Here is a 15403-nt window from a genome sequence, read left to right on the forward strand (position 1 = left end):
AAGCAGGTAGCTGAGGCTGCTAAGGCTGACGCCGAGGCTGCAGCATCCGCTGGCGACGCTGCTGAGGAAGAAGCACCTGCTTCGTACTCCTCAGCACCAGCTGACGAGCCAGCTGCCGAGGGTACCCTCGCATCCGACGAGGCTCTCGCAGCACTGCGCGAGAAGCTCACCGGAAACTGATTTCAATTGGTGACCGCTTAGCGGCCACCGTGTGATCTCGCCAAAGGGCCGACTGGAACTTTCCAGTCGGCCCTTTGCGTATCATTTTGAGCATGACAACTCGCGTATTGCTGACCGGCTTTGAACCATTTGATGGCGCCTCCTCCAATCCGTCCATCGATGCTGTCGAGTTGCTGGCGGACGAGAGGCTGCCTGCGATTGATATCGTGGGCAGGGCGCTGCCGGTGGAGTTCGCGGCTGGCGCGCAGAGGCTGCGGGAGCTGATCGCGCAGTGCGAGCCAGATGTCGTAGTGTGCGTGGGCCTCGCCTCTGGCCGCAACGAGGTGAGCGTTGAACGAGTTGCCGTTAACGTGGCCGACGCACGCATTCCCGACAACGGGGGAGCACAGCCCGTGGACGAGGAGCTCGTTGCGGGCGGTCCCGCGGCATACTTTTCTACGCTACCCATCAAGTCCGCGGTGCTTGCGGCGCGGGCAGCGGGAGTGGCCGCGGGGATATCCAACACAGCGGGCACGTACGTGTGTAATGCCGCCATGTATCACGCGCTCGATGCCACGCAGGGTAGTGGGACTCGGGCGGGGTTCATCCACGTGCCTGATGTCTACGCACAGGACTCTGTGCTGTCGCTAGAAGACGTGGTGACCGCTCTACGTGCCATTGTGACCGCGAGCGCCGAGGTGCGCAGCGACGCCGTGCACCCCATGGGTGCCGAGCACTAGCGGTGTGTAATGTTCGCAGCGGCCCGCTGAGCCGCTGCTGTCCAGGCCCACGCGCGGTCGTTCGCACGCTGGCTGGGAGCCACGGCATCGACCTCAGTTCTTACTGATACTCACACACTAGATAGGCAGAATGAGAACCATGATCCGAGTTGCTCTGACAGGCGGAATCGCCTCCGGCAAGTCCGCAGTCTCCACCTACCTGCGCGAGCACGGCGTCCGTGTGATTGACCACGATGTGCTCGCGCGTGACGCGGTGGCTAAGGGGAGCGCAGGCCTTGGCAGCATCGTGCAGACGTTTGGGTTAGGTGTCCTCAATGAGGAGGGAGCTCTGAACCGCCAGGCTCTGGGCGCGATTGTGTTCTCGGACCCGGCGCGTCTCGAACAACTCAACCAGATCGTGCACCCAGAGGTAAAGCGCCTCGCGGCACTTGCCGATGTCGAGGCGCGTGCGGCGGGGGAGCCAGTCATCCTGCACGATATCCCATTGCTCGCAGAGACCTCCCAGGGCTCTGAGTTCGACGCGGTACTCGTGGTCGAGGCCCCTATGGAGACCCGGATTGAGCGCATGGTGCGCGACCGGGGGATGACGAGGGGTGAGGCAGAGTCCCGGATCGCCGCACAGGCCAGTGACCAGCAGCGGCGTTCGATCGCAAGCCAGATCATTGTGAACGACTCGAACTTCGAGCAGCTGCATGCTCGGATTGCACGTGCGTGGTCAAAGATCGTGGAAATGCCCGCATCAGACACGCGGAGTGACCAACAAGATACGGAGTAATTATGCTCCGGACCTCTCCGTGCGACTGTCATTCGGTGGGGATCGGGTGTGCTGTTTTTTCACAGTAATGCGAGCGCATGTCCTGGTGGTTCATTGCAGCGGCGCGGAAAATCACTGGTGTCAGATAAATATTCTCGTCTCCCTCGGCTTAGTTTTACATCAATGACTCGGCGGCCGAATCGTTGATATTTTGCGGATCACTGCAATAAATCTGTCATGAATGCCACTGGGACCTAGGGCCCGCGAGAACGCAAACTCCGGTTCATATCGTGAGTGTGTCAGCAACACCCAACGACACATCGGAGTAAGCGCAATGGCTGCATCAACCAATGCTGCGCCGCTCGAGCTCACCATCTCGAATGACGCGCGCAGGGACATCCATGGCTGGAACCCCAACCAGCCACAAACCTGGAGTTCGCGCGTGGCGTGGACGACGCTGTGGGTCACCACCTTCAACTTGGTGCTCGCGTTTGTCATTTGGTATTTGCCGGGCGCGCTTATCCCGACGCTGGGAACGCTGACCGGATGGAACCTCACTGAGAGCCAGTCCTACTGGCTGCTCGCCATGCCGGGTCTGACCGGTGGAGCACTGCGGCTCGTCTGGATGATGCTCCCACCGATGATCGGCACCCGAAAGATGCTTGTGCTGTCGTCCGCGCTCATGCTCATCCCGTTCATCGGATGGACCTGGGTGGTTACCCTGCCAACCCAGCCCTCGTACGGACTGCTCGTAGCGCTCGCTCTTGCCGCCGGTCTTGGTGGAGGCGTGTTCTCGGGTTACATGCCTTCGACGTCCTTCTTCTTCCCCAAGTCCAAGCAGGGCACTGCGCTTGGCCTGCAGGCTGGAATCGGTAACTTCGGTGTTTCCGTAGTCCAGTTCATCGTTCCTTGGGCCATCGGATTCGGCATGTTCGGAATGGCGGGCCAAGTCTCCGAGACCGAGACCGAGACCACCCAGGTGTGGCTCCAGAACCCAGGCCTGATCTTCATTCCGTTCGCCGTCATCGGTGTGGTGCTCGCCTGGTCGATGCTCAAGTCCGTGCCCATGAAGGCGAACCTGCGCCAACAGTTTGACATCTTCAACAACAAGCACACCTGGCTCATGACCATGCAGTACATGCTGACCTTCGGAATCTTCTCCGGTCTCGCGGGAACGTTCGGCATGCTGCTCAAGTCGCAGTTTGGCCCCGGCTACCTCAAGTGGGTCTTCCTGGGAGCACTCGTTGGATCCCTTGTGCGCATGTCGTGGGGCCCTCTGTGTGACAAGTTCGGTGGCGGAATCTGGACGTTCGTCTCGGGCGTCGGCATGGCGATCTCTGCGGGAGTCGTGCTTGCAGGCCAGCTCGCAGCCGGTGACGGCCAGCCAAGCTTCGCAGTCTTCATGACCGGAATGCTCATGATCTTCTTCTTCGCGGGAATCGGCAACGCCTCCACGTTCAAGCAGATGCCCATGATCTTCAACGCACGCCAAGCAGGAGGTGTCATCGGTTGGACAGCGGCAATCGCAGCCTTTGGTCCGTTCATCTTCTCGATGGCGTTCAACTTCCTGACCCGCACCCAGGTGTTCTCGATCATCATCGTCTACGCACTTGCCTGCGCAGCGGTCGCGTGGCACTACTACGCCCGACCTAACGCAGAAGCGAAGAGCTGACAAACAAACCTTGCGGGGTGCGGCTTAGTCGCACCCCGCATTCATGTATTACCGCGTCGAGTTAGTTGGGCGCGACAACGACTGGAAGAACGTCTGTTCCGTCCTTGGACGACGACACGAGAGGAGCGAGGCACTGATGCTCACCGAGCCACGGATGAATCGCAAGGGTGCGCTGGGTCGAGCCCATCTCGTCGAGAAGCCCGTTCATGAGGCCCGCGTGCAGGGAACAGACGGCGCTTGTGGCGTCTGCGGTGACCGAAACGAACGGGCAGTGGTGGAACACCACTGCGGAACCCGCGGAGTCGAGGGCCGCAGTGACCTCGGACGTGAGCTCGGGGCTGTCCTCGCGAAAGGCGCCCAACGTGGAAGCTCCCTTGGAGACCAGTTCTGGAGCGAACCACAGAGCCTCGAGTTTGGAGAGCAGGAGCGCGATGCGGTCCTCCTCGGACTCCGGGATGTCGGCGGTGAACTCTGCGAGTTTGCGGCCCCACTCCACACCCACGGTGTACATGGTGCGGTGCGGGTCGGGAACCGAGGCGCACACGGTCTGCGTCAGGGTTTCGGCCAGGAGCCGGAAGCCTTGAGCGCGCTCGTGAGTCTGGTTGGGCAGAGTGCCCACGTACAGGACACGGGGGCGGCCCGGGGTCGAACGAGGCTGGGCGCTGCGCTGCGCGAGTCCCGCGTCGACGAGGGACTCCAGGTGGAAGCGCGCGGTATTGATGTGAATCCCCACCGCGTCCGCAACCTCGGACACGGACAGGGGCTTCCTGGTATCCCGAAGCAACTGAATGATGTGCGTGCGGCGTCCGCCGTAGTCGCTGCGGCCTGTGGTCCCGTCGAAGCCGAAGCGGCCGATCGATTTAGGCAAAATAGCCCTCCCATTTGAAACTCGGTGTCTGTCCCAGCAGGACAAATTAGTTTTTGACAAGGAAAATCGTTTTTATTGCCAATCTACCTGCTGAAGGTCACACGGATAGCCGACTTAAGACCCATTAGCCCCATAAAGTTTGTTGGAGCTTAGAGGAAGCGAAGGAGATACAGATGAGTACATCAGAACGAGAGGCACTGTCGCCACTCGTCAAAAAGCTGCTGGGAACACGCAGCTTGTTGCCCGGGACGGAGGTATTCGACGACTCCCACGCGTTCGTGGAAACCGATCCGTCAGAGTGGGACGAGTTCTACCGAAACCGCTGGTCACACGACAAGATCGTGCGGTCCACGCACGGCGTGAACTGCACGGGTTCCTGTGCCTGGGACGTGTATGTCAAGGATGGTCTGATCACCTGGGAGCACCAGGGAACGGACTACCCAACCACCGGCCCCGACTCTCCTGAGTACGAGCCACGCGGCTGCCCCCGTGGCGCCTCGTTCTCCTGGTACACATATTCACCCGGCCGCGTGAAGTACCCCTACATCCGTGGCGTGCTGCTCGAAATGTGGGAACAGGCGCAGGAGGAGTTCCCCGACCCTGTGGACGCGTGGGCCTCAATCGTCGAGGCACCGCTCAAGGCGACCCTGTACAAGGGCGCGCGCGGAAAAGGCGGGTTTATTCGCTCCGACTGGGACACCTCCATCGAGATCATGGCCGCGGCGCACGTGTACACGATCAAGAAGTACGGACCCGACCGCTGCGTCGGGTTCACCCCCATCCCCGCCATGTCCATGGCGTCCTTCGGTGTCGGCACACGCTTCCTGTCGATGATCGGTGGCACGCTCCTGAGCTTCTACGACTGGTACGCGGACCTACCTCCGGCGTCCCCTCAGATCTGGGGAGATCAGACCGACGTTCCCGAATCGGGCGACTGGTGGAACTCCAGCTACATCATGATGTGGGGCTCCAACATCCCGGTCACCCGTACCCCGGATGCGCACTTCCTTGCGGAAGCGCGCTACAAGGGCACCAAGGTGGTCGCGATCAGCCCGGACTACGCGGACAACGTCAAATTTGCCGACGATTGGCTTGCGCCGGCACCTGGAACTGACGGTGCGCTCGCCCTGGCCATGGGACACGTGATCCTGGCCGAGTTTTACCGCGACCGCCCGGTGGAGTACTTCGCCCAGTACGGCAAGCAGTTCACCGACTCGCCGTTCCTGGTTCAGTTGACCGAGGACGAGGACGGAAACTATCGCCTGGGCAAGTTCCTGATGGCCTCGGACCTGACGTCAACAGAGCCTGCGGGGGCCACCGGAGAGCGTGCGGACTTCCGCCCCATGTACCTCGACTCTGTGACCGGCCAACTCACGGTACCCAACGGGACGCTCGCGGACCGCTGGACCCCGGAGGGGGAAGGCCGCTGGAACCTAGACCTCGACGGCCAGGATCCCGTGCTCACGCTGCTGGGGGAGAACTACCAGGGCGTGGCCGCGCGCGGCGTCCAGGTTGTCTTGCCGCGCTTTGACGAGGGCGCATCCGAGGGTGGCTCCACGATGGTGCGCGGTGTGCCCACGATCGAGGTCGACGGTCACGTTGTCACCACGGTCCTGGACCTCCTCATGGCCAACTACGGCGTGGGCCGTGACGGCCTACCCGGTGAATGGCCCACCGACTTTGAGGATGCCTCCGTGGTGGGAACCCCGGGCTGGCAGGCAGAACTCACCGGCGTGTCGGCCGAGCAATGCACCCGCATCGCCCGTGAGTTCGCCCGCAACGCCGAGCGTTCCGGTGGAAAGTCCATGATCATCATGGGCGCTGGAACCAACCACTGGTACCACTCCGACACGATCTACCGCACCTTCATCACGCTCCTGACGCTCACCGGCTGCCAGGGCGTGAACGGTGGCGGCTGGGCGCACTACGTGGGCCAGGAGAAGGCGCGTCCAGTGACCGGGCAGCAGCACATGTCGTTTGCCCTAGACTGGCAGCGCCCAACCCGACACATGGCGGGCACGTCGTTCTGGTACACCGCAACGGACCAGTGGCGATACGACGGGTTCGACGGCGAGGAACTAGAGTCCCCAGCCGCGGACAAGGGCCTCACCCGATCCACCTTTGCCGACTGCCTGACCCAGGCGCAGCGGCTCGGCTGGACGCCGGGCCACCCCGGCTTCAACCGCAACCCGCTGGACATCTGCGACCAGGCGAGCGAGGCGGGGCAGTCCGTTGCCGACTACGTGGTCGACGAGCTCAAGACGGGTAAACTCCGCTTTGCCTCCGAGGACCCGGACGCTCCGGAAAACTTTCCCCGCGTACTGACGCTGTGGCGCTCCAACCTGATTGGTAACTCTGCAAAGGGCAACGAGTACTTCCTCAAGCACCTACTGGGTACCACGGACGCCGTGCGCGGCAGCGAGACCCCCGAAGGCAAGCGCCCCAAGGACGTAGTGTGGCGTGAGAAGGGCGCGGAGGGAAAGCTTGACCTGCTGGTTAACATCGACTTCCGCATGACGGGAACCTCGCTGTTCTCGGACGTCCTGCTCCCTGCCGCCACCTGGTATGAGAAGCAGGACCTCTCGACCACGGACATGCACCCGTTCGTGCACGCACTCAACGCGGCCATCACGCCGGCTTGGGAGTCGCGCACGGACTACGACGCATTCCTGCAGCTCGCAGATAGAGTCTCCGAGCTCTCCGAGACACACCTGGGCACCCGCACGGACGTGATCGCGGCTCCTCTGACCCACGACACTCCGGACGAGATGGCCCAGCCGCACGGCCGGGTGCTGGACTGGAAGGACGGGGACGTCGACCCGATTCCGGGCAAGACCATGCCGAAGCTTGTCACGATCGAGCGCGACTACACGCTGATCGGCGAGAAGATGAGGGCAGTCGGCCCACTGATCTCGAGTGCGGGAACCTCTATCAAGGGTGTCACCATCGTGCCGGAGAAGGCGGTGGAGACTCTCAAGAAACTCAACGGAGTGCAGAAGACCGGAGTGGGAGCGGGGCGTCCGCGCCTCGATACCGCCTACCACTTCTGTGAGGCGATCCTCGCGCTGTCCGGTGCGACCAACGGCGAAGTGTCCGTGGCGGGCTTCAAGGAACTTGAAAAGCGCGTGGGCAAGAAGATGCACGACCTCGCCGAGGAGAACGAGGAACGCGCAATCACGTTTGCTCAGGCACTGTCTGGACCTCAGCCAGTCTTCACCACGTACGAGTGGTCAGGTTCGGAGAAGGGCGGACGCAGATATTCGCCGTTCACAATCAACCTCGAGCGCGAGAAGCCGTGGCACACGATCACCGGCCGTCAGCACTATTTTGTGGACCACGACTGGATGCAGGCGGTGGGCGAGCAGCTGCCCACATATCGTCCGCCGCTCGACATGGCGCGTCACTTTGGCGACCAGGGGTTCAAGGACGGCAAGGGTGCGGGAGTGACCGTGCGCTACCTGACGCCGCACTCCAAGTGGTCTATCCACTCGCAGTACCAGGACAACCCGTACATGCTCGGCCTGTCCCGTGGTGGACCCGTCATCTGGATGTCCGTGGAGGACGCCGAGGAGGCGGGCATCAAGGACAACGAGTGGATTGAGGCAGTCAACCGCAACGGCGTGGTCACGTGCCGTGCGGTGGTCTCTCACCGCATGCCTAAGGGCACGGTGTACATGTACCACTCCAAGGACCGAAACATCGATGTTCCTAAGACGGAGACCACCGGAAAGCGCGGAGGTATCCACAACGCACTGACCATGATCATGATGAAGCCCACGCACCTGCTGGGCGGGTATGGCCAGTTCACATATGCATTCAACTATTACGGTCCCACGGGTAACCAGCGCGACGAGCTGACCGTTATCCGCCGCCGTTCCCAGGAGGTCGAGTACTGATGCGCATCATGAGCCAAGTCGCGATGGTGATGAACCTCGATAAGTGCATCGGGTGTCACACGTGTTCCGTGACGTGTAAGCAAACGTGGACCAACCGCGACGGTGTCGAGTACGTGTGGTTCAACAACGTCGAGACCAAGCCGGGTCTCGGCTACCCTCGCGGGTACGAGGACCAGGAGCGGTGGAAGGGCGGGTGGGAACTCGACAAGAAGGGTCGCCTGCGCCTGCGTTCCGGTTCGAGGTTGCGCCGCCTGGCCACTATTTTTGCCAACCCAGATCTACCCACGATCGACGACTACTACGAGCCTGCAACCTACGACTTCGACCAGCTGGTGCACGCGCCGGCACAGGACGACTTCCCTGTGGCACGGCCCAAGTCGGTGATCACGGGCAAGAACATGGACATCAAGTGGGGCGCCAACTGGGACGATGACCTCGGTGGGTCCCCGGACATCGCACACCTCGACCCCAACCTGAAGAACATGTCGAGCGAAGTCCAGATGTCGTTCGAGCAGACCTTCATGTTCCACCTGCCTCGCATCTGCGAGCACTGCCTCAACCCGGCGTGCGTGTCCGCGTGCCCATCGTCAGCAATGTACAAGCGGGTCGAGGACGGCATCGTCCTGGTGGACCAGGATAAGTGCCGCGGATGGCGCATGTGCGTCTCGGCTTGCCCGTACAAGAAGGTGTACATCAACCACCAGACGGGCAAGGCGGAAAAGTGCACGTTCTGCTTCCCCCGCATTGAGGCCGGTATCCCCACGGTCTGTTCCGAGACCTGCGTGGGCCGTCTGCGCTACATCGGCATCGTCCTGTACGACGCCGACGGCGTAGAAGCCGCAGCCTCGATCGAGGACGAGACCAAGCTCCTGGATGCCCAGCGTGACCTGATCCTGGATCCGTTTGACCCGGAGATCCTGCGTGAGGCGCGCCGTCAGGGGATCCCTGAGGACTGGTTGAAGGCCGCCCAGGAATCGCCGATCTACAAGATGATTCACACCTACAAGATCGCGCTTCCTCTGCACCCTGAATACCGCACGATGCCGATGGTCTGGTACGTGCCGCCGCTGTCTCCAGTGCTCGACGTGACCGAGAAGCTGGGTAAGGACAACACCAACGCCGACGACGTGTTCCACACGATCTCCTCACTGCGCATCCCGATGGAGTACCTCGCCTCGATCTTCACGGCGGGAGACGTGGACGTGGTCTCGGGCGTGCTCATGAAGCTCGCGGGAATGCGTACCTACATGCGTGACCTCACGATTGACGGCACGGTCCGCGAGGAGGTCCTAGAGAAGATGGGCATGACGGGCGACGAGGTCGAGGAGATGTACCGCCTCCTCGCGATCGCCAAGATGTCTGACCGCTATGTGATCCCTCAGGCGCACACCGAGCGCGCCGCCGAGATGGCCTCGTGGGCCTCGGGTTGCTCTCTGGATGGTCCCGGCGGTCCGGGCATGAGCGCAGCGAGCACCCGCGGCGGCAAGGTGTCCCTGACACTGCAGCGCCGGAGGCCAGAATGAACGCCCAAGCGTTGAAGGCCCAGGGTCGAAAAGGTCCGGTCTCGATCCCGCTGTTCCGGCGCTCCAAGCGCAAGGATCTGGTGGAGGTGCCCGACCGCTCCGACATCCTCGCACTGTGCGCGCTGCTCCTGGGCTATCCGGATGACGAGTTCGACTTCCTGCGTGACGACATTTCCAAGGCGATCGACGGCCTCTCGCCGTCCAAACCCGCAAAGCTGCTCGCTCAGTTCTGGGACCAGTTCTCCGGGCAGAGCAGGTCGGATGCGCGGCGACACTACGTGGCCACGTTCGACATGCGCCGCCAGTGCTCCCTGTTCCTGACGTACTACCTGCACGGGGACACCCGCCAGCGTGGAATGTCGCTGCTCATGTTCAAGCAGCGGTATCGGGCGTACGGGTTCAATCCGCCGGAGAACGAGCTGCCGGACTATCTTCCGATGGTCCTCGAGTTCGCGGCGAACACGGGGCCGGGCGTGGGAGAGGGGCTGCTGCGTATGCACCGCAACGGGCTGGAAGCCATCCATGACGCGCTCAAGGCGAGGGACACGATGTACCTCCTCGTCTTCGACGCGATCAGCGAGGTTCTCGGCCCAGTTACGGCCAAGCAACGTGCCGAGATCGACGAACTCGTGCTGGCCGGGCCTCCGCAGGAGACCATCGGGCTCGAGTCATCGCTCACCCCGTACGGGATGAGTGGACCCGACGCACCGTTCGGCCCGCCAGAATTCACCTGCAATACGAAGGGGCACTAGCCATGTGGAACAACTTTTGGTTCATGATTTTTCCGTACATCGCCCTTGCCATCTTCATCGTGGGGCACATCTGGCGTTACCGAGCTGACCAGTACGGATGGACCACCCGGACCAGTCAAACACTGGAAAAGAAGTGGCTGCAATGGGGCTCGCCCCTGTTCCACTTTGGAGCATTGTTCGCGATTCTCGGGCATGTGGGCGGACTGCTCATCCCGCAGTCCTGGACCCGCGCCCTCGGGATTTCCGACCACCTCTACCACACCATTGCGGTGGCGGCCGGAACTGTTGCGGGCGTCGTCCTGTGCGCGGGCCTCATCATCCTGCTGATCAGGCGCTTCGCCTACTCTGACAGGGTCAAGGTCGTCACCACCAAGTGGGACTACGTGCTGTACATCGTGCTCACAGCGGAGATCTTCGTGGGCATGTGGCAGACCGTCGCGATTAACGTGTTCGGCGAGGGATACGAGTACCGGGGCACCATCTCCGTGTGGTTCCGCCAGCTCTTCATCCTGCAGCCGGACGTCTCGCTCATGGCGGGCGCGCCCATGTGGTACCAGCTCCACGCAATCCTCGCGTGTGTGCTGCTCGCCATCTGGCCGTTCACAAGGCTCGTCCACGTGTGGTCGATCCCTGTTGCGTACCTCGCGCGGCCATACGTGGTTTACCGCCGCCGCTACGCGGTGGACAAGCCGACCCCACGCGAGCGTGAGGGTGCTCGCAGTTCGCGCTAAACGCAGGTGGGTGGTGCGCCGATCACTCGGCGCACCACCCATAGCAGCACCTAGGTGCGAACGGTCCGAAACCATCGGCGCTCAAGCACGCAGCAAAGCGCCACCACCCACCCAGGGTGCGTGGCACCTACCAAGGCAACTCGATCGTCGGTACTAGGTCACCGGCCGTGACGCCACCGGGAGGGACCACCGCGACTCCATCACACGTGGCGAACCCGCGCAGCATCCCGGAGTTGAGCCACGCGGTTTCGGTGGCATACGCCGTGGCATCTGCCAGGCGCAGCGTGAACGGTACCAGGCGCGAGTCGGCGGCAGGCGCGAATGCGTCGGCCTCGAACCGTACCTGACCAAACTCGGGCAAAACCTGACCAGTTAGCCCCGCGGCCAGCGGGCGCACGAGGGTCAGCATCCCACCCAAGCTTGCCGAGAGCGGGTTACCTGGCAGGCCCACCACGAACTGCGAGCCCCTGCGGGCAAGCAGGTTGGGGTGGCCGGGGCGCATCGCGATCGAGTCGATCACGAGCTCCGCACCCACGGACTCGAGGGCGCGGTGCAGGAAGTCCTTGGGACCGGCGGCAGTGCCCCCAGTTGTGATGACCACGTCGGCGCTCGCGGACGATAGGGCGGCGGTTGTTCCCTCGAGGGTGTCAGGCACGAATTCGACGCTCACCACGTCAAGGCCGAGCATCCTGGCGTAGGCGGGGAACTGCGGCTCAAATGCGTCCCGTACCTGTCCGGGTCCGGGAGCGCCGTTGCGGAGCACTTCGTCTCCGAGGATGAAGATCTGGCACGTTGGATGGGCTGCAACCGTCAGCTCGTCATATCCCAGCATCGCGGCGAGCCCCACATGGGCAGGGGAGAGCCGGGTGCCGGAGGTCAGCACGACCTCCCCGGCTCGCGCCTCCGAGCCGGACGGACGCACATGCGAGTTGGCGGTAGGCTCCTTGGGGTTGGTTGCCGTGAGGTGAACCCCGGAGGCGTCGAGGGAGGAATACTCCCAGCGCATGATCCCGAAAGTCCCGGGCGGGATGACACCGCCCGTGGCGATGCGCATGGCCTCGCCAGGGGCCAGGTGGTAGTTCGACGGGTGTCCCGCAAGGGATTGCGCGGACACAAGCGTCCACGGCCCCGTGTCGCTTCCCACGGCCCACCCGTCCATCGCGGACGTGGTGTCGCGGGGGAGGTCCATGGGGGCGGTCAGGTCTTGGGCCAGTACACGGCCAACTGCTTGGTCGAGTGGGACCAAATCTGCGCCAAGACGCTCTGCACACCCGTAGGCTGTTGTGTAGGCGGTGTGCCAATCAGGTTCAATCAGTGTTGTCTGTGGGGTCACATAGACATCCTGCCAAGCAATGTGGAGAAACGTAAATTGACTGGGAAATCCGAAGAACTCACGCACGTTGACGAGTCCGGCAAGGTGCACATGGTCGACGTCGGTGCCAAGGATGTCACCGCCCGTGCGGCCCGCGCCCACGCCCGCGTGTCCGCTTCCGACCATGCTCTCGGTCTGCTCGCCCGTGGCGAGCTCAAGAAGGGCGACGCGCTCGCCATCGCCCGCATCGCCGCGATCGCCTCGGTCAAGAAAACCCCGGACTTGATCCCGCTGTGCCACCCGATCGCGATCACGGGCGTCAAGGTGTCCGTCGAGGTCGTGACCGGTGGCGTGGACATCGTTGCCACAGTCCGCACCGCGGACCGCACAGGCATCGAGATGGAAGCGCTCACCGCCGTGACCGTGGGCGCGCTCAACATCGTAGACATGATCAAGGCCGTCGACCGCGGCGCGCACATCGCTTTTGCTCGCATCGAGCACAAGGAGGGCGGGCGGTCCGGCACCTGGTCCCGGTCCGCGGACGGGGAAATGATTCACGACGATTCTGCCGCCAGTACGCCCGCACCCGAAGACCCAGCGGGTCCGGCTGTGCCCGCAGACGCGGCGGGCCCGCGCACCAGCGTCGGGGTCCTAACGATCTCGGATCGCAGCTCGCGGGGCGAACGTGCGGACGAGACCGGTCCCTACATTGCCGCCACGGCCGAGGACTGGGGCTATGCCACCGTGCGGGCCACCGTCCCCGACGAGGTCTTTGCGATCCGTGCTGCCGTTCAACAGCTTCAGGCGGACGGCGCCTGGCTGATCGTGACCACGGGCGGCACGGGCATCACACCCCAGGACGTCACGCCAGAGGCTCTAGAGCCCCTCCTGACCACCCAACTTCCCGCACTCACCACGGCTCTTCAGGCCACAGGCATCGGCAAAGCGCCCGGCGCGCTACTGACCCGCAGCCTAGCCGGCCTCATCGGCCGTACCGCCGTGGTGGCGCTACCCGGTTCGCCCGGAGCCGTCCGCGACGGCATGGACGTGCTCGCTCAGGTACGCGAACACCTCGCCGCACAACTCGCGGGCGCCGATCACCCCGCCCACAGCACAAAGGAGCTGGCCCGATGAGCAGCTATCCGTCCACGGTCGTCTTCACTTCCATCTCCGAGACACCCATCTCCATCACGGAGCACGAGGACCTCGCCGCTCACGAGCACATGGGTGCAGTAGTCTCGTTCTGCGGTGTAGTACGCAACCACGACGGAGGCGAGCAGGTGGACAAACTCTTCTACGAGGGCCACCCACACGCCCCAGAGGTCCTAGCAAAGATCGCCCAAGACATCGCGGGTGAGTTCGACGGCGTGCGCATCGCGATCAGCCACCGCGTGGGCATGCTCGCCATCGGCGACGTCGCCCTCACTGCGGCAGTGGCCTCCGCGCACCGCGCCGAGGGATTCGCAGCCTGCGCGGAACTCGTCGAACGCGTCAAGAAGGAGCTTCCCATCTGGAAGAACCAGTACTTCAGCGATGGCCACACGGAATGGGTGGGATCGCTATGATCACGAGCCTCGGCGCACCCGGCACGCGATTGAACGTGCAGCCCGGAGAAGCGCCCGCCACCGCGCCCGACGGCCTCCTAGTCGACTCCTACGGGCGCCGCCATCGCGACCTACGCATCTCACTCACTGACAAATGCAACCTGCGCTGCACCTACTGCATGCCCGAGGAGGGCATGGAGTGGCTCGCGCGCTCGCAGCAACTCACGGTGGACGAACTCGTGCGCATAGCAGCTGTTGCCGTGGACCACGGCGTCACTGAGATCCGCCTGACGGGCGGTGAGCCGCTCCTGCACCGCGACGTCGTTGAGATCACCTCACGTCTGGCCTCACTGCCGGGGGCCCCCGAGATCTCGATGACCACGAACGGTCTGCGCCTCAATGCGCTCGCGCAGCCGCTGCGGGACGCCGGCTTGACTCGACTCAACGTGTCGCTCGATACCCTCGTTCCGGAGCGCTACAAAGAGCTGACCCGGAGGGACCGCTTCGACGCCGTCCTGGCCGGCTTTGACGCGGCGGATGGTGCCGGTTTCACCGGCACCAAGATCAACACTGTTCTCATGCGTTCTATTAACGACGATGAGGCCGCGTCCCTTCTGCGCTTCGCCCTGGACCGTGGTTACGAGCAGCGGTTTATCGAGCAGATGCCGCTGGATGCAGGGCACACCTGGACGCGCGAGAACATGATCACCGCCGACGAGATTTACGCACATCTTGCCGGTGAGTTTGACCTCGCGCCCGTGCCTGCGCGCGGGGCGGCTCCGGCGGAGCGCTGGTACGTCAACGGGACCGAGCAGACCGTGGGCATCATCGCGTCCGTAACCCGGCCGTTCTGTGGTGCGTGCGACAGGATTCGCCTGACCTCGGACGGTCAACTGCGCAACTGCCTGTTTGCCCGCACAGAGTCGGACGTACGCGCACTGATCAGGGGTGGTGGAAGCGACGCCGACATTGCCCACGCACTCGGCGTGTCGATTGCCGCCAAGCTTCCGGGGCACGGGATCAACGACCCGGGGTTCATCCAACCAGAGCGGGGCATGTCCGCCATCGGCGGCTGAACTCGCGCTGGGTACGGCGGTCAAGCCCGCGTACACGCGGAATGCAGGAAGCCCGGGACCTCTATGGAGGTCCCGGGCTTCGCGCATGATGGACGTCGGCGCTGTGTGGCGCGTAGTGGCCTAACCGCCCGCGAACGGCGGCAGGACGTCTACCCGGACGTCGCCTCCAAGCAGAGCGGAGAACTCCTGCGGGTCGGCGGCGCGCCCGGCCACGAGGAACGAGCAGAGCCCGAACAGCCGCTCCATTTCGGAGCCGTGGCGGGCCGCTGACTGCGCTTGAGCGCCGGCAATCGTCCCCGCCTCGAATGATTCTTCCTTTACGCCAGATGCCGCTGCCCGGGCCGCCGCGTAGTACACGAAAGTTACCTGGGCCACG

Annotated in this window: 13 protein-coding genes and 1 pseudogene; 11 read left to right on the plus strand and 3 right to left on the minus strand. The window is 63.4% G+C overall.

Features of this window, described 5'->3' with window-relative positions; translation table 11 throughout:
• From rpsA to HGSM_RS06905, 4 genes and pseudogenes are all read left to right on the plus strand, one after another.
• Positions 1–180 (plus strand): annotated as a pseudogene (rpsA, locus tag HGSM_RS06890) (30S ribosomal protein S1); the annotation flags it as partial.
• 92 nt (positions 181–272) lie between these two features.
• Entirely contained in the window at positions 273–899 is a 627-nt protein-coding gene (gene pcp / locus HGSM_RS06895; RefSeq protein WP_019148009.1) for a pyroglutamyl-peptidase I, read from the plus strand.
• 139 nt (positions 900–1038) lie between these two features.
• On the plus strand, positions 1039–1674 hold the full coding sequence (coaE, locus tag HGSM_RS06900; RefSeq protein WP_019148010.1) for a dephospho-CoA kinase: 636 nt from the start codon (positions 1039–1041) through the stop codon (positions 1672–1674).
• Between the two features lie 313 nt (positions 1675–1987).
• On the plus strand, positions 1988–3325 hold the full coding sequence (locus tag HGSM_RS06905; protein ID WP_019148011.1) for an MFS transporter: 1338 nt from the start codon (positions 1988–1990) through the stop codon (positions 3323–3325).
• A gap of 61 nt (positions 3326–3386) precedes the next feature.
• Here HGSM_RS06905 and HGSM_RS06910 read toward each other — a convergent pair whose 3' ends face one another.
• A complete protein-coding gene (locus tag HGSM_RS06910) occupies positions 3387–4193 on the minus strand; it encodes a helix-turn-helix transcriptional regulator (protein WP_195891356.1) in 807 nt (268 codons plus the stop codon).
• 173 nt (positions 4194–4366) lie between these two features.
• On the opposite strand from HGSM_RS06910, the gene HGSM_RS06915 reads away from it, so the two are divergent.
• Genes HGSM_RS06915 through narI form a run of 4 tightly spaced genes read left to right on the plus strand, consistent with a single transcriptional unit; the run spans position 4367 to position 11095 of the window.
• Positions 4367–8089 (plus strand): nitrate reductase subunit alpha, encoded by a 3723-nt coding sequence (locus HGSM_RS06915; RefSeq protein WP_019148013.1) that lies wholly within the window; start codon positions 4367–4369, stop codon positions 8087–8089.
• Positions 8089–9612, plus strand: a complete 1524-nt coding sequence (gene narH, locus HGSM_RS06920; RefSeq protein ID WP_019148014.1) for a nitrate reductase subunit beta — start codon at positions 8089–8091, stop codon at positions 9610–9612. Before HGSM_RS06915 ends, narH begins: the two co-directional genes overlap by 1 nt.
• Positions 9609–10364: a nitrate reductase molybdenum cofactor assembly chaperone gene (gene narJ, locus HGSM_RS06925; RefSeq protein WP_019148015.1), complete on the plus strand. Its 756-nt coding sequence runs from the start codon at positions 9609–9611 to the stop codon at positions 10362–10364. The genes narH and narJ overlap by 4 nt, the downstream gene beginning before the upstream one ends.
• 2 nt (positions 10365–10366) lie before the next feature.
• A complete protein-coding gene (narI, locus tag HGSM_RS06930; RefSeq protein WP_019148016.1) occupies positions 10367–11095 on the plus strand; it encodes a respiratory nitrate reductase subunit gamma in 729 nt (242 codons plus the stop codon).
• Between the two features lie 127 nt (positions 11096–11222).
• Here the strand turns inward: narI and HGSM_RS06935 are convergent, their stop codons facing one another.
• Positions 11223–12428, minus strand: a complete 1206-nt coding sequence (locus tag HGSM_RS06935; protein ID WP_051009698.1) for a molybdopterin molybdotransferase MoeA — start codon at positions 12426–12428, stop codon at positions 11223–11225.
• A 36-nt stretch (positions 12429–12464) separates the two neighbouring features.
• On the opposite strand from HGSM_RS06935, the gene moaCB reads away from it, so the two are divergent.
• Genes moaCB through moaA form a run of 3 tightly spaced genes read left to right on the plus strand, consistent with a single transcriptional unit; the run spans position 12465 to position 15027 of the window.
• A complete protein-coding gene (moaCB, locus tag HGSM_RS06940) occupies positions 12465–13541 on the plus strand; it encodes a bifunctional molybdenum cofactor biosynthesis protein MoaC/MoaB (protein WP_051009700.1) in 1077 nt (358 codons plus the stop codon).
• Positions 13538–13972, plus strand: coding sequence for a molybdenum cofactor biosynthesis protein MoaE (locus HGSM_RS06945; RefSeq protein WP_019148019.1), 435 nt, complete (start codon positions 13538–13540; stop codon positions 13970–13972). Before moaCB ends, HGSM_RS06945 begins: the two co-directional genes overlap by 4 nt.
• Entirely contained in the window at positions 13969–15027 is a 1059-nt protein-coding gene (gene moaA, locus HGSM_RS06950; RefSeq protein ID WP_019148020.1) for a GTP 3',8-cyclase MoaA, read from the plus strand. The genes HGSM_RS06945 and moaA overlap by 4 nt, the downstream gene beginning before the upstream one ends.
• 120 nt (positions 15028–15147) lie before the next feature.
• Here moaA and HGSM_RS06955 read toward each other — a convergent pair whose 3' ends face one another.
• Positions 15148–15402, minus strand: coding sequence for a ubiquitin family protein (locus tag HGSM_RS06955; protein WP_019148021.1), 255 nt, complete (start codon positions 15400–15402; stop codon positions 15148–15150).
• Position 15403: the final 1 nt, after the last annotated feature.

This window comes from Timonella senegalensis JC301 (genome assembly GCF_000312125.1).
Classification (GTDB): Bacteria; Actinomycetota; Actinomycetes; order Actinomycetales; family Cellulomonadaceae; genus Timonella; species Timonella senegalensis.

Coding starts and splice junctions, on each gene's coding strand:
- pcp (WP_019148009.1), top strand. CDS start 273: ATGACAACTCGCGTATTGCTGACCGGCTTTGAACCATTTGATGGCGCC.
- coaE (WP_019148010.1), top strand. CDS start 1,039: ATGATCCGAGTTGCTCTGACAGGCGGAATCGCCTCCGGCAAGTCCGCA.
- HGSM_RS06905 (WP_019148011.1), top strand. CDS start 1,988: ATGGCTGCATCAACCAATGCTGCGCCGCTCGAGCTCACCATCTCGAAT.
- HGSM_RS06915 (WP_019148013.1), top strand. CDS start 4,367: ATGAGTACATCAGAACGAGAGGCACTGTCGCCACTCGTCAAAAAGCTG.
- narH (WP_019148014.1), top strand. CDS start 8,089: ATGCGCATCATGAGCCAAGTCGCGATGGTGATGAACCTCGATAAGTGC.
- narJ (WP_019148015.1), top strand. CDS start 9,609: ATGAACGCCCAAGCGTTGAAGGCCCAGGGTCGAAAAGGTCCGGTCTCG.
- narI (WP_019148016.1), top strand. CDS start 10,367: ATGTGGAACAACTTTTGGTTCATGATTTTTCCGTACATCGCCCTTGCC.
- HGSM_RS06945 (WP_019148019.1), top strand. CDS start 13,538: ATGAGCAGCTATCCGTCCACGGTCGTCTTCACTTCCATCTCCGAGACA.
- moaA (WP_019148020.1), top strand. CDS start 13,969: ATGATCACGAGCCTCGGCGCACCCGGCACGCGATTGAACGTGCAGCCC.